This is a genomic window from Limosilactobacillus coleohominis 101-4-CHN (genome assembly GCF_000161935.1).
GTDB classification, from domain to species: Bacteria; Bacillota; Bacilli; order Lactobacillales; family Lactobacillaceae; genus Limosilactobacillus; species Limosilactobacillus coleohominis_A.
In genome coordinates, this window is the sequence record NZ_GG698804.1 from 215010 (window position 1) to 239038 (window position 24029).

A 24029-nucleotide genomic window follows, 5' to 3' on the forward strand; every position below is an offset into this window, starting at 1 on the left:
TAAAATAGTAAACGTTTCATTTGCCGTCATCACACCGTTATTGCCCTTTTGTTTCATTTCACAAGTTAAAGAAAGCGTTTACTGTAAGCGCTTTTTATTTTACCCTTGAACCATCAAATGAAAGGGAGTTAGCTTATGATTACTTTTGACGAAAAGCAACGGGTCTTTAACCTGAGTAACTCTTCAATTTCTTACCTTTTTTCAATTGAAGAGGGCGGCCTATTAAGCCACTTGTACTATGGGCCAAAGATCCGCCATTACCATGGCGAACGCCGCTATCCACGGGTTGATCGAGGGTTCTCCGGTAACCTGCCACAATCAATGGATCGGACCTATTCTAAAGATGATCTACTTCAAGAATATTCCGGCAATAATACCGGGGACTACCGGCTGCCAGCAATTACCATCAAAGGAGCTGATGGCGCCCGTTTAACTGATTTCCGCTATGATTCCTACCGGATCCTTTCTGGTAAGCCCGCCCTCCAAGGCTTGCCTTCCTCATACGTTAATGACGACGACGAGGCGCAAACTTTGGAAGTGACGCTAAAGGATGCCACACTCGATGTAGAACTAATACTGGTTTACACCATCTATCAAGATCGACCGGTAATTACCCGGAACGCTCGTCTGAAAAACACTAGTAATCAAGCAATTGAAATTGATAAGATTGCTTCGCTTCAACTCGACTTACCAAAGCATGATTACGACCTTGTTTACTTACCTGGCCAATACGCGTTAGAACGACAAACCCGGCGGATTAATCTGCATCAAGGAATTTTTGAAATTTCTAGTCGACGGGATTCTAGCTCTCACCATATGAATCCATTTGCGGCTTTAGTTGACCCTAACACGGATGAATTTAATGGTAATGCCCTAGGAGTACTGCTGGTGTACTCTGGTAATCACCAAATCTCGATTGAACGGGATCAAATTGATCAAACCCGTTTAATTGCCGGAATTAACGATTTTAACTTTGCTTGGCATCTTGAGCCGGGAGAAGAATTCCAAACTCCCGAAGCCATTACCGTCTTTAGTACGAAAGGCCTTAATGGCATGTCGCAAGCATTCCATCACTTACTGCGTGAACGGGTCGCTCGCGGTAAATTTAAGTACGCTGACCGCCCAATCGTTATTAATAACTGGGAAGCCACTTTCTTTGACTTTGACGATCAAAAGCTTGATGAAGTCGTTAAAGAAGCGCAGCCACTAGGCATTGAAATGTTCGTTCTTGATGATGGCTGGTTTGGCCACCGGAATGATGATAATTCCTCACTCGGTGATTGGTTTGTCAACCACGATAAGGTTAATCTTCAACGGGTCGCTAAACAAACGCATGATGCCGGAATGAAATTTGGCCTTTGGTTTGAACCAGAAATGATTTCGGTCGATTCTAAACTTTACCGTAAGCATCCAGATTGGGCTTTAGCGGAACCAGGACGGGGTTCGACCCTCTCACGAAACCAATTAGTGCTCGACTTTAGTCGTCCGGAAGTTGTCGACAACATCTTTGATCAAATGTGTCAAATTTTAGACAACGTGCCCATTGACTACATTAAATGGGATTGCAACCGGAACTTAACGGAAGTCTTTTCCCAAGCAGCAACTGCTGACCATCAAGGGGAAATCGCTCACCGCGTGATCTTAGGAGTTTACGATCTGATGGATCGCTTAACGAAACGTTACCCAGACATCCTCTTCGAAGGTTGTTCTGGTGGTGGTGGTCGCTTTGACGCCGGGATTCTTTACTACATGCCACAAAGTTGGCCATCTGACGATACTGACGCTGGTGAGCGGCTCAAAATTCAAGACGGGACGTCACTAGTCTATCCAATTTCTTCCATGAGTGCCCACGTCTCAGTGTCACCAAACCAACAAACTGGTCGTGACATTAGTTTCAAGACCCGTGGTGATGTCGCAATGGCAGGCGTGTTCGGATATGAACTCGACCTGGCGGATTTAACTAACGATGAAAAAGAATTAGTTAAAAAGCAAATTGCTTTCTATAAAAAGCACCGGCACCTGATCCAATATGGAGATTTCTACCGCCTAGAAAGTCCATTTAAGGGTAACACCGTGGCTTGGGAATTTGTCAGTCCTGACAAATCAGAAGCGTTACTGTTCATGTTTAGAAAGCAGCATACCAACCGGATGGAAATTGTTAACACGAAATTAACTGCATTGGATCCCCACCGTGATTACCGCGATGAAGATAGTCAAACCGTTTACGGCGGTGATGAACTCATGAATGTAGGACTCTTCCGTGACCCAACCCACGTTGGTGATTATTTATCAGAAGTCCATTACTTCAAAGAAATCTAGAGGTGACTAATTATGAGTAAGTGGAAAAATATAATTTGTTATGGTTTAGGGGCGTTTGGTCATGATTCCTTCTACGGAATCCTTAACACCTACATGCTAATGTTTATTACGAGTCTGATGTTCTCCAACGGCAGTAAGAGCTACACCACCAAAATGGTTGCCATCGTCACAATGATTTTAATGGTCATTCGGATCATTGAATTAATCCTCGACCCCTTCATCGGCTCCATGATTGATAAGACTGATTCTAAGTGGGGTAAATATCGCCCATGGATCTTTGGTACTGGGTTAATTTTGGGGATCGGTAGCCCATTCCTCTTTACTACAATGGGCGGCATGTCAACCAGCAACGGTGGTCTCTTCCTGGTGCTGTTTACCATTTTATTCTTGGCTTTGTACTTAGTTTATGCCTTCAAGGACGTCTCCTTCTGGGGATTACTTCCTGCAATGTCCCTCAGCTCTGATGACCGTGGTTTCACCGCTACTGGTGCCCGGATTGGTTCCACGCTTGGTGGAAATATCATTACCGTTGTTTACGCTTCACTTTTGACCTTCTTCTCTGATTCTAAGAACTTTACCGTTCATGGTTGGTTCATGTTTGCCCTTACCATTGGGATCGTTGAACTGATTGGTTCTTGTTTTGCAGCTTTTGGAACCAAGGAAAAAGACTCCGTTGTTACCGAACAAAATGCGGAAAAGATTACCCTGAAACAAGTTTTCCATACCCTGTTTCATAATGATCAATTATTATGGATGTCCCTTTCCTACATCATCTACTGTTTAGGTACTTCTACTACGAACAACTTCTTACTTTACTACTTCCGTTACGTTTTGAATGCTCAATCAAGCTGGGCTTTGGTTGGCTGGGTCGGCATGGTAACCGGATTTATCTCCATTATCTCTTACCCAACCCTTGCTAAATACTTTGGTCGGCGCAAGATCATGGTTGGTGCACTTTGTGTTGAACTCATTGCCTTTGTTATCTTCTCATTCACCCAAACCGTTACCATGACCTTAGTTGCCCAGGTTCTTTACACCCTTGCTAACCCACTGGTCTTCATGGTGCTCTTATTAACCATTGCTGACTGTGTTGAATATGGACAATGGAAGACTGGTCACCGGTCAGAAGCTGCTACTTCCGCCGTCCGGCCAATGCTTGATAAGTTCTGTGGGGCAGTTACGACTGGACTAACTGGAATCATTGCTGGTTTAGCCGGGATGACTGGTAATGCCACTGCCACTGCCGCTTCCATCTCTACTCATGATATCTTGATTTTCAAATCCTTCTGCTTTTACATCCCATTCTTCTGCATCTTAATTGGCATGATCATCTTCATCGCCAAGGTTCAGTTGGATGAAAAGATGCACAAGGACATCGTTGATAAGATTGCACAAAACATCAAGGCCGAAGATAGCAACAATTAAATTTCATAACTCCCTATCTAACTCATTAATTTAATTTGATGCTTCGGCCTGAAAAAGGCGTCAGGGTTCACTTCAGAACTCTGACGCCTTTTTATATTCTAATCTTTAGCTATTTATCAACCGTTACTCCTGCTTGATCAGGATGTAAAACTTCAATTCGGTCGTTCAGATGGTCGTTACGGAGCGCCGCAATCAAGCCAGCAGCCTTGTCATGTGCGATCAATGTCATAATCGTCGGACCGGCCCCGCTTAAATAAGTCGCTACTGCACCATGATCATGGGCAATTTCCCGAACCTTTGCTAGTTCCGGTACTAGAGCAGCCCGGTACCCCTCATGGAACTCATCCGCCTCCATTAATTCTCCGGCTACAGCATAATCTGGTTTGAATAGCGCCGCCACCAAAGTATTGGCCACTGCACTAGCATGGGTAGCCTGATGATAAGCCAGTTCATTCGGTAATGCTGCCCGGGCTTTCTTCGTTGCTAAATTATAAGCTGGAATATAAGCAACTAAATCAAATGGCGGGAGCGGAGCTTTCACCGCTGTAAAATGATCATTCACCTCAGTACCGACTACCAAACCACCCAAAATTGCTGGGGCCACGTTATCGGGATGCCCTTCAATTTGACTAGCAATTTCAACCTTTGTTTCATCACTAAGGTTTAGCTTTGCTAATTGGTTGGCCAGTTCAATGCCCGCTACAATCGCACTCGAACTGCTTCCCAAACCGTGAGTAACTGGAATTGCACTTTCGACTTTGAGATGGTGTGGGATTAAGTCAGGAGCCACTTTAAGTGCCGTTTTGACAATCATGTTTTGGCGATCATGCGGTAAATTCCCTAGTTGATGATCGACCCGCCATTCATTACTCGGTCCAACAACGATTAAATGCAGATACATCGAAACCGCAATGCCAATGGAATCAAATCCCGGGCCTAAATTAGCACTCGAGGCTGGTACTTGAATTTTCATTCTGGTCACCACCCTACTTTAATACCTTATATGCAGCGCCTAAATTAATACTCGAATCTTTAGCAACCCGTGCTTTAAAATCGGCTAATTGTTGAGCGGTCATTTCGTGAGTAATAATCACCACATGGGCTAAGCCATCCGCTTCGGTCTGCGTAATTTGACTAAAACTGGCGTCAATTTCCGTCATAATTTGCGTTAACTTCAACATTTGTCCCGGTACATCCGGCATCATGATGGAAAGGAAATATGGGTAAACGACGTCACGTGGTGCTGCAGGAATATACTGCCGTTGATAATTATTAAAGAAATTCCCATTTGTTTTCAAAACCAGATTTTTCGTGACCGAAATAATATCACTCAAAACACTATTGGCAGTTGGCAGGCCACCAGCTCCGGGACCATAGAAAAGAGTATCGCCCACAGCTTCCCCGGTTACCATGACCGCGTTATATTCATTATTAATTGTTGCTAACGGGTGGTCTGCAGGTACTAGGGTAGGGGCAACTTCAACAAAGACCCCATCATCAATCACCTGCGCGATCCCCACCAGTTTAATAACGTAACCAAATTTACCGGCTTGCTGAACATCAAAACCGTTTAAATGATCGATCCCCGTTACTGCAAAATCATCAACTGCTAATTGAGTTCCAAAGGCGAACTGGCTCAAAATGACCATTTTATAAGCCGCATCCTTACCAGTAACATCATTAGTAGGATCCGCTTCAGCAAATCCTAACTGCTGGGCCGCTTTGAGTGCTTGGTCATACGACCAGCCCTGCTGACTCATTTGCGTCAAAATGTAATTCGTGGTTCCATTCACAATCCCCTTAACTTCGGTAATTTTATCCGCCGCAAAACTATTAGTAATTGTCCGCAGAATTGGAATCCCACCAGCAACACTTGCCTCATACATCAGATCGCAATGATGATCATGAGCAAGCTTAACCAGTTCCGGACCATATGTTGCCAAAAGGTCTTTATTTGCAGTAACCACATTTTTATGGTTACGCAGTGCCGCCTCGATGTATTCTTTAGCGGGATGAATTCCACCAATCAGTTCCAACACAATTTGAATTTCATCATCATTAATGACGTCTTCCACTGACGTCGTTAATTCAATGTTCTCAGCAACATCTTGGTGTCGCTCTGGATGATTCACGAGCACCCGCTTAACATTTAGCTGCCGTCCGGTGACATTCACCACCTTATCTTCATTATGCTGGATCATCTGTAACACACCAGAGCCGACCGTTCCTAGGCCAAGCATCCCGATTTGAATGGTTTCCATCTTGCCACCTCATTTTCTCATTATTTTTTCATTTTTAGCATTGTAACATACGTCCCTTCCAGGTTACAATAACCAATAATCAATCACTAAATCTAGAAATGGAGGCTTTTTCATGCAATACCGTAGTACCCGTGGTCAAATTACAGAAACATTAAATTCGCCCCAAGCAGTCATCCAGGGGCTTGCTCCTGATGGTGGTCTTTTCGTCCCCGTCAATTTTCCTCAAGTTGACTTACCACTGCCGAATTTGGCAACAATGTCCTACCAAGCAATTGCGGAATTAGTATTAGGCTGGTTCTTTGATGACCTTAGTAAAGATCAGCTTCACCAAATTGTTCAAGGAGCCTATGGTTCCCAATGGGATGATGCAACTATCGCACCACTTTCAAAAGAGCACGCCGGTAACTACTATCTTGAATTATTTCATGGGCCTACTCTGGCTTTTAAGGACATTGCGTTGCAAGTTCTACCACGGCTAATGCAAAAAGCTTTAACCATTGAAAAAAACAGTAATGAAATTATCATCCTCACAGCGACCTCCGGTGATACCGGAACTGCTTCAATGCGTGGTTTTAGTGATCAAGATGGTACACGGGTGATTGTTTTCTACCCTCACGGTGGTGTAAGTCCTGTTCAGTTAAGACAAATGTTGGGTCAGCGGGGAGATAACCTGACCGCAATCGCCATTGAGGGTAATTTTGATGATGCCCAAACTGCCGTCAAAACCATTTTTAATGATCAAAGCTTTAATGACCAATTACTGGCCAATGGTTTTCAATTCTCATCTGCTAACTCGATGAACATTGGTCGACTGATCCCCCAAATTGTTTATTACCTAAGCGCATATGGACAACTTGTGCGACGTGGGGACATTAAATTAGGTAACGAAGTTAACTTTACGGTGCCAACAGGAAACTTTGGTGATATCCTCGCTGGCTATTACGCTAAAAAGTTGGGCTTACCAATTAATCGCCTCATTTGTGCATCCGACGAAAACAACGTCTTAACGGATTTCTTTAATACTGGTCATTATGATCGGCAACGACCTTTCTTCTTGACCAATTCACCGGCCATGGATATTTTGGTCTCCAGTAACCTGGAACGGCTGCTGTTTGATATTTACGATGAGAGTGCTCCTAGTATCAATCAGTTAATGGAGCAGTTAAAAAATGATGGCAAATACTCCATTAATGCTGGCGCCCGTGCTAAACTTCATACTCACTTTAATGCTGGTTTTGCCACTCAACAAGAAGTTCAGCGGGAAATTAAGCGTATTTATCAACAGGATGGCTACGTGATTGATCCTCATACCGCCGTGGCCTCTTTCGGTGCTAACGAATACTATTCTGCCAATAACGATCCAACTCCAAATGTCATTATTTCCACCGCTAGTCCCTACAAATTTCCTGAAACAGTTTACCAAGCAATTACCGATAAGCAGAGTCCAGTTACTGGGTTATATGCAATTACCGAATTGTGCCAGCTTCTCAAACAACCGTTAAGTCCGAACGTTCAACAACTGTTTGAACAAAGTCAGAAGAACGAACAAGTTATTCAGCCGGACCAAATGAAACCAACTATCCGGCAAATTCTGCAACTATAATAATTGAAGATTAATGCCAAAAGAGGAGCATAGAGATCCATGGTCACTATGCTCCTCTTTTAGGGAACAAAAAAAGCCGCCAAAACGGCGGCTTTTAATTTGGATAAAACTACTTAAGGGTAACAGTAGCACCAGCGTCTTCAAGCTTAGCCTTGATGTCGTTGGCTTCGTCTTCCTTAGCGTCTTCCTTGATAACAGATGGTGCGTTATCAACAAGGTCCTTAGCATCCTTAAGGCCGGAACCAGTGATGTCCTTAACAGCCTTAATAACCTTAACCTTAGCAGTACCTGGTTCAGTTAATTCAACAGTGAAGCTGTCCTTAGCAGCACCGTCGCCACCAGCAGCACCTGCAACTGCAACTGGAGCAGCAGCTGAAACGTCAAATTCGTCTTCGATTGCCTTAACAAGGTCGTTAAGGTCAGAGATTGATGCTTCCTTTAATGAAGCAATAATAGCATCCTTATCAAAAGCCATTTTTAAATTCCTCCAATGATTAAATCTTGTTTAATTGATAGTCTAAATGTAACTGTAAGCACACAATTATGCGGCTTCGTCGGCCTTGTCGGCAACGGCCTTGACGGCCCGTGCGATCTTCCGCATTGGGTCTTGCAATGCAGATGCAAGCATCGAAAGAAGATCGTCCCGACTTGGCAATTCAGCGAATTCATTGATTTCATCAAGCGTCTTGATGTCTTTTTCAATGAAACCACCCTTAATTTCAAGAGCATCGTGGTCTTCTGCAAACTTCTTCATAATCTTTGCAGGAGCAATTGGATCTTCATTTGAGAAGGCAACTGCAGTTGGGCCAACAAACACGCTCTTTAAGTCTTCGTAATCAGTACCGTCAACGGCCCGTTCCAAGATCTTGTTCTTGATAACAACCATCTTGACACCAGCATCACGAAGTTGCTTACGCAAATCAGTGACTTCATCAACCGTCAAACCACGGTAGTCAACAACGATAGCTGATTCAGCATCAGTTAACAAACCATTGGCAACTTTAACGGCTTCAGCCTTTTTAGCAATAGCTGCTTCACTCATGAAATTACACCTCCTATATTAAATTTGGTACGGATTTAAAAAAATCCCTATGACCGGCAGACATAGAGAAGGAACATTTCATTTCTTCCTCGGCAGGTATGATTGAGGCTTGCGCCACCTGAGTCTTAGGCAGAGTCATATTTATAACCACTCAAATAGTATACATAACTCCCGTTCATTTTGCAAGGCATCAGTAAAAATAAAAAAATGCTTGCGTTAGATTTTTTCTAATGGTATTCTAATGTCAATCAAAATTTTGGAGGGGACGCAAATGTTACAACTGAATTTAACTCATTTTAATTTATCCTCTTCCTCAACCTCATCATCTCTGATTGTGGTTGGGTAATTTTGGTGTTCATTATTTTTAATAACAATTAATGGGCCGTCTCAATCACTTGCAGTTTTGCGAATGGTGCTTGAGACGGCTTTTATTGTGTCATAGAAATGGAGGAATTAGTTATGCAGGACAAACAACCAACTGAAGACTTGAAACGGTCGCTCGGCTTTGGCTCGGCAATTTCAATCGTGATTGGAACTATCATTGGATCAGGAATCTTCTTTAAACAGGGCTCGGTATTAGATAGTGCTGGTAGTTCCACAATGGCCATCCTGGCTTGGGTCTTTGGTGGGGTTATTACCCTGACCGGTGGTCTTACTGTCGCTGAAATTGGTGCTCAGATGCCATATACTGGTGGTCTTTACGTTTATATTGAAAATATTTATGGTCGAATCCTTGGCTTTTTGGCCGGGTGGATGCAAATTATTGTCTACGGTCCAGCGATCATTGCCTCGGTAGCAGGTTTTATGAGCATTCTGATGGCTAATTTCTTTGGGTTAGGTAATGAATGGCGAATTCCATTAGCAATTATCACCGTTGGCCTCATCGGACTAATGAACCTTTTAGAAAATAAGGTCGGTGCCCTTTTCTCTGTCATCACCACTTTAGGAAAATTGATTCCGATTGCCGCAATTATCATTTTTGGTCTCTTCTGGGGGCACCAAGATGCTTTTGGACAAACTGTTCGTGAAATTCATCAAAGTTCCGGTGGTTTTGGGGTTGCTGTGCTCGCCACCCTCTTCGGGTACGACGGCTGGATTCTGATTGCCAACCTTGGTGGCGAAATGAAGAATCCACAAAAATTACTCCCGAAAGCAATCATTTTCGGAATCACTGCTGTTTTGATTATCTACACCTTAATTACCGTAGGAATTCTCCGTTTTCTTCCCGTTGCGACAATTCATCGCCTTGGTGAAAACACTACTGCCTATCTAGCAACCAAGGCCTTTGGACAAATTGGTGGTAAACTGCTGTCAGCTGGAATTATCATTTCGATGATGGGAACGTTAAACGGTAAAATGTTAACTTTCCCCCGCATTGTATATGCCATGGCTAAACGACAAGATATCCCATTCTCGAAATTCTTAGCCTACCTTAGTCCGAAGGGTAAATCGCCAGTTACGGCCACCATTTTTATCGTCGTCCTGGCCTTCATTATGATGCTCTTCTTTGATCCAGATCACTTATCAGATCTCTGTGTATTTACAGTATACTGTTTCTACATGTTGGCTTTCTTTGGCGTCTTTATTCTACGGAAACGTAATAAGTTTGCTAAGCGGCCTTTTTCGACTCCGTTCTATCCAATTGTCCCGATCATTGCGATTGCTGGTGGAATTTTTGTCCTCGTCAGTGAAATTTTTAACGACCCCGCGGGAGTTATTCTCTTTATCGGAATCGTTATCGTCGGTCTGCCAATTCTTTATTTTGTTAAAAAGTACTACCAAAAAGGGTGAATTTCCCTCCTGACAAATTTAAATCAAACGGGTGCGTAACCACGAAGTCATAAATGTCTTCTGTCACGCACCCGTTTTTACTGATCAAGTTGTTGTACAATAAAATTATCTAAGTTTGAGTGAGGTTAAAGTACCGATGAAGAAAAATGGACTACTATTAGTAAATCTAGGTTCCCCAGATGAACCGACAACTCCTGCAGTTAAGCAATACTTAACCGAATTTTTAGGTGATCAAAACGTCGTTACCCTCCCCCGGTGGTTTTGGCGACCATTACTAAAGGGAATTATCCTACCGACCCGTGCTTGGCGCTCAGCCACATTTTATCGTGATATTTGGGAACGGGATGGTTCACCTCTAATTGCTAATACAGCACGATTAACCAAACGGGTGCAGGATGCTCTACCCAATTGGCGGGTCGCCATGGCAATGACATACCGCAAGCCGGCAATTTCAACGTCCTTACACCAGCTTCAACAGACCTGTGATCAAGTTTATGTACTATCACTGTTTCCACATTTCACCCAAAGCACTACACAATCCATCATTGACCAAGTCCACGCCGTTGATCCGACGGTTCCAATCATTGACCGTTTTGCTGATCAACCTGCTTTTTTGAATCTTTTAGCGCAGCATATTCAGGCTTTTTGGGATGATGGTAACTTCGATCAATTAATGATTTCCTATCACGGGATTCCAGTATCAATGGTTAAAGCTGGCGACCCTTATCAATCCGAAACCGAACGGACAACCGTTGAATTAAAAAAGCGACTCACCATTCCCAACCATCAAATCAAAATGGTTTACCAATCAAAGTTCGGTCCCATGCCATGGTTAAAACCGTACCTTAAAAATGAATTACTTCGCCAAGCTCAACTGGGTAACCGACGTATCATGATCGTTTCACCCTCATTTGTTACAGATTGTCTTGAAACATTAGAAGAAAATGGCGTTCAAAATTACCAGGCCTTTCGAGCCAGTGGTGGTCAAGAACTCACCATGATGCCAGCACTGAATGATGATCCAGAGTTTGCTACTTTGATCGCCAATCTGGCCAAGGAGGCCGCTAATGAACAAGAAAAGTCTTGATGAAATAAATGGGAGCGTTAAAGTACCGACGGTTTATGAATCTGCCTTCTGGCAAAAATTTCTCGCTTACTGTGGCCCCGGTGCTCTAGTAGCAGTTGGTTATATGGATCCCGGAAATTGGCTAACTTCTTTAACGGGTGGTGCTCAATATCGTTACTCACTATTAAGTGTTCTAATTCTCTCCATCTTGATCGCGATGATAATGCAATCCCTATCCATTAAGTTGGGAGTGGTTACTCGGACAGATCTTGCGCAAGCCATTGCTGCTCGAGTTTCCAAACCCGTTCGCATTATTTTATGGATCTTAAACGAACTGGCCATGATGGCCACCGATCTAACCGGGGTCATCGGTACTTCCGTAGCTCTTTATTTATTATTTCATCTTCCCCTCATTGTTGGTGTATTACTAACGGTCGCGGACGTCATCGTCGTTTTACTCTTCTTGCAATTTGGTATTCGCAGAATTGAATTCATTGTGTTAGCAACAATCTTAATTGTTGCGGGAATCTTTACTATTGAAGTTGTTCGTGCCCATCCAGAATGGTCGCCGATTTTAAATGGTTGTATTCCGTCCGCTAATATTATCAATAATCACGCTCAGTTATTACTAAGTCTGGGAATCATTGGTGCCACGATCATGCCACATAATATCTATCTTCACTCCGCGCTTGCCCAAAGCCGCCGTTATGATGAACATGACCCCCGTCAAGTTCACGAAACATTGCAATTTGCTAATTGGGACTCCATTATTCACCTAGTAGCCGCCCTCCTTGTCAATGCCCTTCTCATGATTATGGGGGGAACCTTATTTTTCCATCATGGAAATCTCAATAGTTTAGCAGATGTCTTTGACGGCTTAAATAATTCTAAGATTGTTGGCTCGTTAGCTAGTCCCGTCATGAGTGGTCTTTTTGGTTTTGCCCTCTTAATTACTGGATTGATTTCTTCAATTACTAGTACCCTTGCAGGTCAAATCGTCATGGAGGGGTATATTAACCTACGTTTACCCCTTTGGAAACGACGTCTGCTCACCCGTTTGGTTACTCTAATCCCTGTGATCATCATTGGCTGTTGCATTCACTTTAATGAACAGGAATTTGAACAGTTAATAATTATCGCCCAAATCATCTTAAGTGTTGCACTACCTTTTACCCTTTTTCCTCTCATTATCATTACAAGTAACCACCAGATAATGGGACAATATGCCAATCGCCATTGGCAAATGATTAGTTATTTAATTATTGTCCTGGCATTGACTTTTCTTAATTTTGCCGCATTATTCTAGAGAATACAAAAAAGGCATCAGAATTGTTAATCAACAATTCTAATGCCTTTTTTATTTATTCCACTGAACTAGAAAGTGGTCAAATCAAGCGTAACACTTGGTCCGAAAGTTGAAGCAATGGAAACGTGTTGAACATAAGTCCCACGAACAGAAGCTGGACGTGCCTTCACAACAACATCTTCAATCGTCTTCAAGTTTTCTACTAACTTGTCAGTATCAAATGAAGCCTTACCAAATGGTACAGCAACGTTACCGTCACGGTCGGTCCGGTAAGTAACCTTACCAGCCTTTGATTCTTCAACGGCCTTTGCAACATCCATCGTTACAGTCCCAGTCTTTGGGTTTGGCATTAAGCCCTTTGGCCCTAAGACCCGACCTAAACGACCAACTTGTGGCATCATGTCTGGGGTTGCAATTGCAACGTCAAAGTCTAACCAACCGTCTTGAATCTTTTCAACTAAGTCTTGGTCACCAACAAAGTCAGCACCAGCATCCTTAGCAGCTTGAGCGTTGTCACCCTTAGCAAAAACAATTACAGTTTGGTCTTTACCAGTACCGTTTGGTAAAACAACGGCACCACGTAATTGTTGGTCTGCTTGCTTAGTGTCAACGTTTAACTTAAATGCAACTTCAACAGTTGAATCAAAGTTTGCAAAATCAATATCTTTTACTAATTGAACCGCGTCGTTAACAGCGTATTCTTTCTTGCTGTCAACCTTCTTCAGCGCTTCAAGGTATTTCTTACCATGTTTTTTAGCCATCTTGTGTTTTCCTCCTTGCAAATGTGGTCTAACGGGTTGACCTCCCACGTGGGAACTTTTATTTTGATAAAAGTCCCGGCGCTGTGCGTCGCTTAGTCTTCAACAGTGAAGCCCATGCTCCGTGCAGTACCTTCGATCATGCGCATAGCTGCTTCAACGTCAGCAGCGTTTAGATCTTGCATCTTAGTTTCGGCAATTTCCTTAACTTGATCCTTGGTTACCTTAGCAACCTTATTCGTGTTAGGTTCACCGGAACCATGTTCAACACCAGCGGCTTTCTTAAGTAATACGGCAGCAGGTGGGGTCTTAGTAATGAAGTCGAATGAACGATCTTCGTAAACGGTAATTACAACTGGGATCAGCATACCCTTTTGGTCTGCAGTCCGTGCGTTGAATTCCTTAGTGAATCCCATAATGTTGATACCTGCTTGTCCAAGTGCAGGACCTACTGGTGGAGCTGGTGTTGCTGCACCGGCAGGAATTTGCAACTTAACAATGTTAGCTACTTTTTTTGCCACGAGACAAAACCTCCTTAGTCCGTGTTGTGGTAATGATGAGGCAGCAAGTTTTTACCTCTCCCACAGTATGCATATTGCATACCAAAATAAGTTACCACAAAATTACGTAAAATTCAAGTTATAGAATTAATTATCCATTGTATCGATTTGGTCAAAACCAACTTCGGCACTAGTTTGCCGACCAAACATTTCAATATCCACGTTGACCTTCATCTTGTCATGGTCAACCGCCGTTACTTTTCCAGTCAAATCAGCAAATGGTCCAGCAATAATCTTAATGCTGTCACCAACATTAACATCAATGTCCGTTCGTGCGACATCCGCTCCCATCCGCTTCATGATCCGGTCCACTTCTTCTGGAAGCAATGGGGTTGGCTTTGAACCACCACCATGGGAACCTAAGAATCCAGTAACGCCAGGTGTATTCCGTGCAATGTACCAAGCTTGGTCAGTCATCACCATTTCAACTAAAACGTAGCCAGGGAACGTCTTTTCTTCTGTTTCCTTGGCTTGACCATCTTTAACTGTCCGCACCGTTTCTTCAGGAACCACTACTCGGAAAATGTAGTCTTCCATGCCCATTGATTGAGCCCGAGATTCCAGGTTGCTCTTAACCCGATTTTCGTATCCAGAATAGGTGTGCAGTACATACCAGCGTTTTTCATGTGATTCCATGATGATTCTCCTTTAATAATTTTGTCAAAATAAAAAAACCTCGCTCCTCACGAAGTTTTGCTTCTTTTGAATTATAGCAAAAAATACTCACTTTGACTAGCCATCACTATTTGACAAAGGCAAGCATTCCCGCTTGGATGATCCAGTCTGCTAACGCAAAGAAGATCACAAAGAAAATCGTTAGCGAAATTACCACTCCTGTGTCGCGCCGATTTTCCTTCCAAGTGGGCCAAACCACCTTATGCATTTCTTGAACAACACTCTTTAAAAATCTAAATAAATGCATTGTTTCCCTCCACTACCTAGTTTCACGATGAACGGTATATTCACCACAATGTTTACAAAACTTTTTTAACTCTAGCCGTTGTTCACGGGTTGGTTTAACCGTAACGGTGTAGTTGCGAGCTCCGCATTTCGTGCACTCCAAGCCAACTTTTCTTTGCGCCATCACAGTCACCTCCATCTATCTAAGGCTATCATTTTCCGAAAATAAAAACAACTCCTATCTAGTTCTTAGACAGGAGTTGCTCCAAACAAGCGTTGTGAACTAATTAAGGATTCGCTGCTTAAACTTCTTCCGTGCCCGTTCAAAGGCACTACGAATTGTTAATGGCGAACAACACAATTGACGAGCCAGATTTTCTAAACGTTCACCAGAATTAATCCCCAAAAAGGCATCCTTTTCTAAATGGGAACACTCTTGTAAAAACTGCTGGTACAGCAGCCGAAAATGGCTAACCTCATCCGGTTGAAAATCGATGTCCACCAAGCGCTGGTCAATCTGAACTTCTGTAATCATTTCAACCTGATTCGTCGGGATTCGCTTTTGTGCAGCTTGCTGCCGATAAAGATCCCGAATCTTGTTCATCAGTGCCTGACGCAGGTACCAGCAAAACCGAGACTCGTGACAAGAATAGGAACAAGCCGTTCGATATAGTACAACCGCTGCCTCTTGTTTCCAATCATCCAATGGCACTTCATCCAAATGAAACTGATACCATAATTTACAAATTAATGGTAAGTATTGCCGATACAAGATCACAAAACTCGCCGAATCTTTTCCCGCAACCTGCTTAATTAGTTCACTCTCTGGGGTTGTTTGAATCAATCTTGGACTCATTAGACGCAACCTCATTTTCCACTAACCCCTAACGGACCCACTTGAAAATTAGCTAGCTAATCATCTCACCGTCACAGCGTCTTGACCGGGGGTATAGAACCAGCTCTCACCTTAGTTCCACGACGGCTTTTCTCCTGCGCTTAGTACCGCTGTCGCAAAATTTGACCGTCACTCGTTAGTTGTCTCAAATAATTTACCAAACTTCTTTAAAAGAGACAATACGTAAAATTTGTCTCTGATCTTTGGATAAGAAAAAACAATCCTTAGAACTAGTCATTCCTTGGATTGTTTTTTTCAAATTATTTTAATGGATGGCGAGAACTGAACCCTTGATAAATTAATAAGCTGGCCGCCACACTAGCGTTCAAGCTTTGTACTTGGCCAACCATGGGAATCGTCAACATTTCATCACAAGTCTTCTTTAATAATGGAGAAATTCCCTTTCCTTCATTACCAATCACGACTGCGACTGCTCCTTGAGCATCCCAACGGCGATAGTCAGTTCCTTGCATGTCTGTACCAAACAACCAAACGCCCCGCGCTTTAAGTTCCTTCGCGGTTTGTACAAGATTTGTAACCCGCGCTACTGGAACCCGTTCAATAGCACCAGCAGAAGTCTTCGCCACTACGGAAGTTAAACCGACAGCTCGACGCTTCGGGATGATAATACCATGCACTCCAGCTGCATCCGCAGTCCGCATAATTGATCCTAGATTATGTGGATCCGCTAACTCGTCCAAAATCAATAGGAACGGTTCTTCGTCATGTGCCTGCGCATTAGCAAATAAATCATCAATCGTTGCGTAATGATAAGCTGCCACCGCTAAAGCCACCCCTTGGTGGTTTTGATGATCAACCATTTGGTCGAGCTTAGTTTTGGGAACGTTTGAAATAACGAGGTGCCGCTCTTTGGCGAGTTTGATAATTTGGGCAATTGCGTCAGTGCGTAATCCCTTTTGAATAAAGACTTTATTGATCTCCTGATCCGACTTTAATGCTGCAACGGCCGGGTGACGACCAATCACAAACTCTGGTGTCTCATTGTTCATATTGCACCCTCCCTAAATCAACCTGTTTGATACACCATCGACATAGTTCTGCAAGGCGTTCTGTTTGACCAGATAATTGCAAGTAGCCCATTAGTGCTTCAAATCCCGTTGAAATCCGGTATGTCAGCACAGACGTGTGCTTGGCATGCGTATAACTATTTGCATTCCGACCGCGTTTAAAAAATTCCCACTCTTCATCAGTTAACAGAGATTGTTCTTCCATTAACTTAATCAAGCCGGCTTGGGCTTTGGCAGAAACGTATGCGGTGGCTTTCCTTTGCAGACGATTTGGTTTAGTCATTCCAAGATTTAAAAGGTGCTCACGTACTGTGACTTCGTATACGGCATCGCCAAGATAGGCTAAGGCAATCCCATTCAATTGTCGATAATCAGCTTTTGCCATGCTATTCCTTTCTATACCGCGTTCCTTGCGGCGTGTCTTCGATAATAATTCCTTGGGCCTTTAAATCATCACGAATTTGATCACTTAAAGCAAAATTCTTTTGCCGCCGCGCTTCATCCCGCTTGGCAATGAGTTGCTTAATCGTTTCATCATCGATCTGACCAGTGGCCGTTAGCTTAACCCCAAAAATCAGTAACAGTTCCTTCAATAACTTTTGAATGTTCCCAATCGCATCCTTAGCAACCGTCTCTTTTTCAGTGTAGCGATTAGCAAACTTAACTAGTTCATAAACCACGGCGATCCCATTTTGGACGTTAATATCATCATCCATGGCTTCAATAAATGATGACCGGAAAGTAGCCAATTGATTAGCAACCGTAGTGTCGTCACCATCAGTTGCATCATTTTTTCGGTATTCTAAATTATTAAATGCCGTTTGGATGTGGGCTAAATTATTTTGAGCGTCCACTAAATTATCCTCGCTGTACTGAATTGGCCGCCGATACTGGGTCGTTGCCATAAAGAAGCGCAACACTTGTGGATCAACATGCTTAATAATGTCGTGAACAGTAACGAAGTTATGCAGGGACTTACTCATCTTTTCATTGTCCTTACCAATCGTTACAAATCCATTATGCATCCAGTAGTTCACAAATTTTTTGCCCGTCGCCGCTTCTGATTGAGCAATTTCATTTTCATGGTGAGGAAATTCTAGATCCTGACCACCAGCATGAATATCAATTGTGTCGGCCAAATACTTCGTGGACATCACTGAACATTCAATATGCCAACCTGGCCGACCAGCGCCCCATGGTGAATCCCAACTAATTTCGCCTGGCTTAGCTGCCTTCCACAAAGCAAAGTCCATTGGGTCAGCCTTTTTATTCACTTCATCAGCACTAACGTGTTCACTGGCCCCAACTTCCAAATCATCAATTGATTGACCAGACAATTGACCATAATGTTTGAATTTACGGGCCCGATAATAAACGTCCCCATCAACAGCGTAGGCATAGCCACGCTGGATCAAACGTTGAATAAATTTAATAATTTCTGGAATGTTATCCGTTGCGCGTGGGTGCATCGTGGCGGGTTCGATATTGACCGCCGTCGTGTCCTCCAAAAATGCTCGAATATACTTATCAGCTAATTCTGGGACAGTAATTTCCTGCTCACGAGCCGCCTTAATCATCTTATCATCAACATCAGTAAAATTAGAGACGTAGTTAACGTGATAGCCAATGAATTCTAGGTACCGACGCACCGTATCAAAAGCGATCGCACTCCGCGCATTACCAATGTGAATGTAGTTGTATACCGTTGGCCCACAGACATACATATTAACCACACCGGGATGAACTGGATGAAATTCTTCTTTTGTTCTGGTTAAAGTATTATATATTTTTAGCATCTGTAAAACTCCTTTGTGGGCCGATTTTGATAGTTTAATAGTACCACACTCACCACTAGACCACACTTTTCTCCGCTAATTTTTTGAAAGCAAAGAATTATTTACCTTTTGGTCACACTTTCTTCACAATCTATTGCTAGTATATAAACCGTAGTAGAAAACAACTACTACAAATTAACCGAAACCGATTATTTTTCAATTACTCCTCCCAATAGTAACCGAAAAATACTCCTTTACGAAATCTTCCCCAAAGATATTCGTAAACCTAGCCGTGGTTCTCCCAAGCCACGGCTTTTCTTTTTGCTAACCAAAAATAAAATCGAGCAGATCAGTATTTGCACGCCATACCTGATCTGCTTGATTTTATTTATCATCATGTGAATCTTCTTGATCGTTACTAATCCCTTTGGCCGAATGCAATGGTCGGGCAAAAATCATCCGCCCAGCATCCGTCTGAAGCGCACTAGTAACCTCAACTTCAACATTCTCATTCATGTAATAACGACCGTCTTCAACCACGACCATCGTTCCATCATCAAGATAGGCTACCCCTTGCTGGCGCTCCGTTCCTTTTTTAACAACGGTTACGTGTAGGTGTTCCCCTGGAATTACACGTGGTCGCAAGGACTTCGCAAGGTTATTAATGTTTAAAACCTGGACATTTTGGAACTGAATGACCTTATTTAAGTTCCAGTCATTAGTTACGATCACCCCATCGACTTTTTTAGCAAGGGCGATTAATTTACTATCAACCTCTGGAATATCCTCAAAATCACCATCATACATTTCGATGGGCACAATTTTTTCCTGACGGAGTTTATTTAAAATATCCAAGCCGCGTCGGCCGCGAACCCGCTTAATACTTTCGCCAGAATCAGCAATGTATTGCAGTTCATACAACACAAAGTTCGGTACCAACAAGGTTCCTTCCAAAAAGCCCGTCTTCACCAAGTCATAAATCCGCCCATCAATTAAGATGTTCGTATCTAAAATTTTGTAGTGGTGATAATTAGCATCTTGTTGTTTGATGACCTCGCCACTTTGACTAGTGTCCTTGGCGCCGCGCTTAATCGTCAGGAAAGTCCGCCAGTCATCCAACCGGGTCGTCCCCATCCGGAAACCAAAATAACTAAATATCAGCATCAATAAGATTGGCACAATGTTGTTAACAACCGGAATATGTGTCCGCCATAGTGGAATTGAAATTAAAATTGCTAAAATCAGGCCAATAATAGTTAATAATGCCCCAAAAAATAAGTATAACGGACTCTTTTGCGTTAAGTAGTCTTCCGTTTGCTGAACCAACTTTAAAATCCAACCAATCGAAATTAATGAAATTAACCAGAAAATCACCCCACCAATAAAGAGGTCAGCAATAACCATTAATACCGAGTTGTACTGAACACCAATTGCTGGCCATAAAGGTGGTAAATAGTAGTAACCAATTGCGGCTCCTAAAATCGTGAAAACTAATCTAACAATTCCCTTTCTCATTACGCGTCCTCCTTTCAATTATGCTAATGCCAATTGCAGCGTCTGACTAATGGTCGTTACCCCAACCACTTCAATGTTCTGCGGTGGCGTCCAGTTTTGCAAGTTGTTTTTCGGGATAAAGATCCGCTTGAAACCTAACTTAGCTGCTTCAGCCACCCGTTGCTCGATCCGATTGACCCGCCGAATTTCACCCGTTAGTCCAACTTCACCCACGAACGCATCCGTAGGCTTCGTACCTTTATCACGGTACGAAGAGGCAATGGCCACCGCAATGGCTAAATCAATTGCGGGTTCGTCCAATTTGACACCACCTGCTGCTTTGAGATAGGCATCCTGATTTTGTAATAGCAAATTAGCTCGCTTTTCTAACACAGCCATAATTAATGATACCCGATTACGACTCAAGCCAGTTGCGGTCCGCTGCGCATTGCCAAATACAGACGGGGTAATTAAAGCTTGAATTTCAACTAAAATCGGTCGAGTTCCTTCCAGTGAAACCACTACTGCAGAACCCGTAGCATCTTTGAGCCGTTCTTCCAAAAAGATTTCGGAAGGGTTTGCGACTTCTTTCAACCCCGTCCCGTTCATTTCAAAAATTCCTAACTCATTGGTTGAACCAAACCGGTTTTTGACTGACCGTAGAATCCGGTAGGTGTGGTGAAGGTCCCCTTCAAAGTAGAGAACCGTATCCACCATGTGCTCCAAAATCTTGGGGCCGGCTAACACTCCACCCTTAGTAACATGGCCCACCACAAACACGGTAATATTCTTGCCCTTGGCAATTTGCATTAGTTGGGCCGTCACTGCCCGAATTTGTGCAACACTCCCGATTGCTGATGTGACATCGGTCGCTTGCATCGTCTGTACGGAGTCGATGACTACGTATTCCGGATTCATCTCATCAATGGTGGCCCGAATGCTATCCATGTTCGTTTCTGGATAGATATAAAAATCATCGCCAGAAACGTCTAAGCGTTGCGCCCGAATCTTGATTTGGTTAGCACTCTCTTCACCAGAAACATACAGAACCGAGTGGCCTTCTTGGCTTAATTGTCCGGATACTTGTAATAATAGGGTCGATTTCCCGATGCCCGGATCACCACCAATTAGTACCAACGATCCCGGAACAATTCCACCGCCAAGCACCCGGTTCAACTCATTGAGCTGTGTTTTGACACGTGGTGTTTTTTGGGTATCAATTTCATTAATCCGTTGGGGCTTGGCAACAATCCCCGTTAGTGTCGTAGTTGTGGTTTTCGGTTGCTTAATTGTCGACTGATCCACTTCTTCAACTAGCGTATTCCATTGACCACAGTTCGGGCACCGGCCTAAGAACCGTGGTGAAATGTAGCCACAATTTTGGCAAACAAAGTGTGTCTTGGCTTTTGCCATAATTTCAATCCCTCTTATTCTTTGGTTGAACCGAAGCCACCTTCCCGAACCGCTTGTGGTTGCTCTTCTTCATCCGCCGTTAAATATGGAACAAAGATTCCCTGCGCGATTCGTTCACCCTTTTTGATGTGATAATCGGTCAACCCATAATTAATTAATTGAACAAAGATTTCCCCTTCATTCGCCGGATTATCATAGTAGTCCGCATCAATAATGCCAACGCCATTTGGTAAAATCAGGCGCCGCTTCAGGGGTCCGCTTGAACGGTTAAAAAGCATTAGTACCTCGTTCGGTTGCATATATGCTTTGATGCCGGTTGGCACCAAATAAGGTTTTAAACTCTGATCACCAGCAGTAATATCATCCGCCGTTAATTGGTCCTGGTGATGAAGTTTCCATAAAGTTTTAATAAAGTTTCCCTTCCAAATGGACGGTAGCACAAAATCTTCCGCAGCTTCGAAATCATAGCCAGCAGCTTGTTTAGTTTGCCGCTGTGGAAGATGCAATCCCGCCTTCGCTTTGTGCGAAACAATTTTAAATCCGCGTTGCATAATTTCACCCCGTTTATCTGATTACTTATTAATTGTAACATGAACTTTGCTTGACTTTTATTATTAAAACAGTGACAATTTAGTGTGCAAAAAGAGATCGTTAGAAAGGAGTGCGTTTCGCATGCACTTGGTCGTTGCCGAGAGCAAGATTAGCGCCTTGACGGATGATCAGCAGTGGGCCGGCGAAGTTAGTTTTTCACCGGTGACCCCTGACAGTAATCATGTCGTCGTTGAACGAGTTTTTGTGGTTCCAGAATTTCGCCATCGAGGACTCGCCAGCCAGTTAATGGCGCGCTTTGTTCAGCTTGCCATAGCAAAGCAGTGGATTATTAAAATCATGTGTCCCTACGCTAAGCAATATTTCAAGTTGCATCCGGAAGCACAATCCGTCCTGTTGCCACAAGATCGATTTTAAAAGGAGATTATGATTATGGATCAAAATGAATTAAAAGCCCAAGTGAGTAAGGAAGCCGTTAAGTACATTCAAGACGGCATGATCGTTGGACTAGGAACCGGTTCAACCGTGCGTTATATGGTCGACGCCCTTGGTGAACGGGTTAAAAATGAAGGCCTCAAGATTATCGGGGTAACTACCTCTAACCGCACCACTAAGCAAGCCGAATCACTTGGTATTACTATCAAGGACATTGATGATGTTGATCACATTGACCTTTGTATCGATGGGGCTGACGAAGTCGATGATGACTTTAATGGGATCAAAGGGGGCGGTGGCGCCCTGCTTTGGGAAAAGATCGTTAATAACGCCTCAACTAAAAAGATCTGGATTGTTGATCAATCCAAGTTAGTTCCCCGGATTGGGGACTTTGGGGTTCCAGTGGAAGTCATCCCGTTTGGATCTCAACACGTTTTTAACACCTTCGAAAAGAAGGGTTACAAGCCTGTTTGGCGAATGGATGGCGACCATAAGTACCGTACTGACGAAAATAACTTCATCATTGATATCCACCTTGGTCAAATCGATGATCCTCATGCTCTTGCGGAAGATCTCATTCACACCGTTGGGGTGGTTGAACATGGTTTGTTCCTGAACCGGGTTGATGATGTGATTGTTGGTCGTGACAACGGCCCCGAAGTTCTACACGCAACGAAATAGTTATTAATTCCAAACGCTCATCAGTTTATTCTGATGGGCGTTTTCTAAAAAAGGAGTTTGTTCATGATGGAAGAAAATACACGCAGAATGCTCAATGGTCAGCCTTACCGACCAGATTCTCCCGAATTAAATACTTTCCACGAAGTCGCTCACCGGCTTTGTCAAGATTACAATCAGTTACGGGACACAGACACGACGCACCGCAATCAAATCATCGACCAACTGATGCCCAACCATGGCAAGCAACCATACCTGCAGGGACCAATTCAATTTGATTACGGTCGTTTTACCACTGTGGGCGACCATTTTTATGCTAATTTTAATCTGACCGTCCTGGATACCTGCCCAATTACCATCGGTGATAACGTGATGCTCGGACCTAACGTCAGTCTAATCACAGCAACTCATCCGCTCCGCTGGCAACAACGCAATCCACGCCAGCAAAGCGATGGTACATTTACTGATCTGGAACTGGGGAAACCAATTAATATCGGTAATAACTGTTGGTTTGGCAGCAACGTGACCATTTGCCCTGGCGTCACCATCGGCGATGGCTGTGTGATCGGCGCCGGTGCAGTGGTGACCCATGATATGCCGGCAAATTCATTAGTCGTGGGGGTTCCAGCTCGAGCAGTTCGCCAGATCACTGAAAATGACCACCTAGATTCCTACCCCTATTAAGTAAATACGGTATAATGATCTTTAATATCTTTAAAGGAGTGATTTTT

The 24029-nt window shown here is 43.3% G+C and carries 25 protein-coding genes and 1 other annotated feature; of the genes, 9 read left to right on the forward strand and 16 right to left on the reverse strand.

Annotation, left to right across the window (positions count from 1 at the left end; all coding sequences use genetic code 11):
- The first annotated feature begins 135 nt into the window (after positions 1-135).
- Both HMPREF0501_RS06145 and HMPREF0501_RS06150 read left to right on the forward strand, forming a co-directional pair.
- The gene (locus HMPREF0501_RS06145; RefSeq protein WP_006917057.1) at positions 136-2319 is read left to right on the forward strand and encodes an alpha-galactosidase; all 2184 of its coding nucleotides are present in this window, start codon (positions 136-138) and stop codon (positions 2317-2319) included.
- A gap of 12 nt (positions 2320-2331) precedes the next feature.
- Positions 2332-3744 carry a glycoside-pentoside-hexuronide (GPH):cation symporter gene (locus HMPREF0501_RS06150; RefSeq protein ID WP_006917058.1) on the forward strand — a complete coding sequence of 471 codons (1413 nt, stop codon included), beginning with the start codon at positions 2332-2334 and terminating at the stop codon, positions 3742-3744.
- Positions 3745-3853: 109 nt separating this feature from the next.
- Here the strand turns inward: HMPREF0501_RS06150 and thrB are convergent, their stop codons facing one another.
- Both thrB and HMPREF0501_RS06160 read right to left on the reverse strand, forming a co-directional pair.
- The gene (thrB, locus tag HMPREF0501_RS06155; protein ID WP_006917059.1) at positions 3854-4717 is read right to left on the reverse strand and encodes a homoserine kinase; all 864 of its coding nucleotides are present in this window, start codon (positions 4715-4717) and stop codon (positions 3854-3856) included.
- A gap of 13 nt (positions 4718-4730) precedes the next feature.
- Positions 4731-6005 carry a homoserine dehydrogenase gene (locus tag HMPREF0501_RS06160; protein ID WP_006917060.1) on the reverse strand — a complete coding sequence of 425 codons (1275 nt, stop codon included), beginning with the start codon at positions 6003-6005 and terminating at the stop codon, positions 4731-4733.
- A gap of 112 nt (positions 6006-6117) precedes the next feature.
- Here HMPREF0501_RS06160 and thrC point away from each other — a divergent pair, with 112 nt between their 5' ends.
- Positions 6118-7608: a threonine synthase gene (gene thrC / locus HMPREF0501_RS06165; RefSeq protein WP_006917061.1), complete on the forward strand. Its 1491-nt coding sequence runs from the start codon at positions 6118-6120 to the stop codon at positions 7606-7608.
- A 109-nt stretch (positions 7609-7717) separates the two neighbouring features.
- Here the strand turns inward: thrC and rplL are convergent, their stop codons facing one another.
- Together rplL and rplJ are read right to left on the reverse strand one after the other, a co-directional pair.
- A complete protein-coding gene (gene rplL, locus HMPREF0501_RS06170; protein ID WP_006917062.1) occupies positions 7718-8083 on the reverse strand; it encodes a 50S ribosomal protein L7/L12 in 366 nt (121 codons plus the stop codon).
- Positions 8084-8149: 66 nt separating this feature from the next.
- Entirely contained in the window at positions 8150-8650 is a 501-nt protein-coding gene (rplJ, locus tag HMPREF0501_RS06175; protein WP_006917063.1) for a 50S ribosomal protein L10, read from the reverse strand.
- A gap of 29 nt (positions 8651-8679) precedes the next feature.
- Positions 8680-8798 (reverse strand) — a sequence feature (ribosomal protein L10 leader region).
- 311 nt (positions 8799-9109) lie between these two features.
- On the opposite strand from rplJ, the gene HMPREF0501_RS06180 reads away from it, so the two are divergent.
- The 3 genes from HMPREF0501_RS06180 to HMPREF0501_RS06190 all read left to right on the forward strand — a co-directional run bounded on the left by HMPREF0501_RS06180 (position 9110) and on the right by HMPREF0501_RS06190 (position 12813).
- The gene (locus tag HMPREF0501_RS06180) at positions 9110-10441 is read left to right on the forward strand and encodes an APC family permease (protein ID WP_155801164.1); all 1332 of its coding nucleotides are present in this window, start codon (positions 9110-9112) and stop codon (positions 10439-10441) included.
- A gap of 136 nt (positions 10442-10577) precedes the next feature.
- Positions 10578-11528 (forward strand): ferrochelatase, encoded by a 951-nt coding sequence (hemH, locus tag HMPREF0501_RS06185; protein ID WP_006917065.1) that lies wholly within the window; start codon positions 10578-10580, stop codon positions 11526-11528.
- Positions 11509-12813: an Nramp family divalent metal transporter gene (locus tag HMPREF0501_RS06190; RefSeq protein WP_006917066.1), complete on the forward strand. Its 1305-nt coding sequence runs from the start codon at positions 11509-11511 to the stop codon at positions 12811-12813. Before hemH ends, HMPREF0501_RS06190 begins: the two co-directional genes overlap by 20 nt.
- A gap of 68 nt (positions 12814-12881) precedes the next feature.
- On the opposite strand, the gene rplA is transcribed toward HMPREF0501_RS06190, so the two are convergent.
- The 12 genes from rplA to HMPREF0501_RS06250 all read right to left on the reverse strand — a co-directional run bounded on the left by rplA (position 12882) and on the right by HMPREF0501_RS06250 (position 22187).
- Positions 12882-13574, reverse strand: coding sequence for a 50S ribosomal protein L1 (gene rplA, locus HMPREF0501_RS06195; RefSeq protein WP_006917067.1), 693 nt, complete (start codon positions 13572-13574; stop codon positions 12882-12884).
- A gap of 92 nt (positions 13575-13666) precedes the next feature.
- Entirely contained in the window at positions 13667-14092 is a 426-nt protein-coding gene (rplK, locus tag HMPREF0501_RS06200; RefSeq protein WP_006917068.1) for a 50S ribosomal protein L11, read from the reverse strand.
- 126 nt (positions 14093-14218) lie between these two features.
- A complete protein-coding gene (gene nusG / locus HMPREF0501_RS06205; RefSeq protein ID WP_006917069.1) occupies positions 14219-14767 on the reverse strand; it encodes a transcription termination/antitermination protein NusG in 549 nt (182 codons plus the stop codon).
- Between the two features lie 106 nt (positions 14768-14873).
- Complete coding sequence (secE, locus tag HMPREF0501_RS06210; protein ID WP_006917070.1) at positions 14874-15053, reverse strand: preprotein translocase subunit SecE; 180 nt, start codon at positions 15051-15053, stop codon at positions 14874-14876.
- Positions 15054-15065: 12 nt separating this feature from the next.
- Positions 15066-15215 carry a 50S ribosomal protein L33 gene (gene rpmG / locus HMPREF0501_RS06215; protein WP_006917071.1) on the reverse strand — a complete coding sequence of 50 codons (150 nt, stop codon included), beginning with the start codon at positions 15213-15215 and terminating at the stop codon, positions 15066-15068.
- A 99-nt stretch (positions 15216-15314) separates the two neighbouring features.
- Entirely contained in the window at positions 15315-15887 is a 573-nt protein-coding gene (locus HMPREF0501_RS06220; RefSeq protein WP_040456018.1) for an RNA polymerase sigma factor, read from the reverse strand.
- A 299-nt stretch (positions 15888-16186) separates the two neighbouring features.
- On the reverse strand, positions 16187-16936 hold the full coding sequence (gene rlmB, locus HMPREF0501_RS06225) for a 23S rRNA (guanosine(2251)-2'-O)-methyltransferase RlmB (protein WP_006917073.1): 750 nt from the start codon (positions 16934-16936) through the stop codon (positions 16187-16189).
- Complete coding sequence (locus HMPREF0501_RS06230; RefSeq protein ID WP_006917074.1) at positions 16926-17339, reverse strand: Mini-ribonuclease 3; 414 nt, start codon at positions 17337-17339, stop codon at positions 16926-16928. Before HMPREF0501_RS06230 ends, rlmB begins: the two co-directional genes overlap by 11 nt.
- Before the next feature lies 1 nt (position 17340).
- Positions 17341-18750: a cysteine--tRNA ligase gene (gene cysS, locus HMPREF0501_RS06235; protein ID WP_006917075.1), complete on the reverse strand. Its 1410-nt coding sequence runs from the start codon at positions 18748-18750 to the stop codon at positions 17341-17343.
- Positions 18751-19113: 363 nt separating this feature from the next.
- Positions 19114-20244 carry a PIN/TRAM domain-containing protein gene (locus HMPREF0501_RS06240; RefSeq protein WP_040456021.1) on the reverse strand — a complete coding sequence of 377 codons (1131 nt, stop codon included), beginning with the start codon at positions 20242-20244 and terminating at the stop codon, positions 19114-19116.
- An 18-nt stretch (positions 20245-20262) separates the two neighbouring features.
- Positions 20263-21636, reverse strand: a complete 1374-nt coding sequence (gene radA / locus HMPREF0501_RS06245) for a DNA repair protein RadA (protein ID WP_006917077.1) — start codon at positions 21634-21636, stop codon at positions 20263-20265.
- 14 nt (positions 21637-21650) lie between these two features.
- Complete coding sequence (locus HMPREF0501_RS06250) at positions 21651-22187, reverse strand: dUTP diphosphatase (RefSeq protein ID WP_006917078.1); 537 nt, start codon at positions 22185-22187, stop codon at positions 21651-21653.
- Positions 22188-22308: 121 nt separating this feature from the next.
- Here HMPREF0501_RS06250 and HMPREF0501_RS06255 point away from each other — a divergent pair, with 121 nt between their 5' ends.
- From HMPREF0501_RS06255 to HMPREF0501_RS06265, 3 genes are all read left to right on the forward strand, one after another.
- Positions 22309-22602 carry a GNAT family N-acetyltransferase gene (locus tag HMPREF0501_RS06255; RefSeq protein ID WP_040456024.1) on the forward strand — a complete coding sequence of 98 codons (294 nt, stop codon included), beginning with the start codon at positions 22309-22311 and terminating at the stop codon, positions 22600-22602.
- Between the two features lie 15 nt (positions 22603-22617).
- Complete coding sequence (gene rpiA / locus HMPREF0501_RS06260) at positions 22618-23301, forward strand: ribose-5-phosphate isomerase RpiA (protein ID WP_006917080.1); 684 nt, start codon at positions 22618-22620, stop codon at positions 23299-23301.
- Positions 23302-23367: 66 nt separating this feature from the next.
- Positions 23368-23982, forward strand: a complete 615-nt coding sequence (locus HMPREF0501_RS06265) for a sugar O-acetyltransferase (protein WP_006917081.1) — start codon at positions 23368-23370, stop codon at positions 23980-23982.
- The last annotated feature ends 47 nt before the right edge of the window (positions 23983-24029 follow it).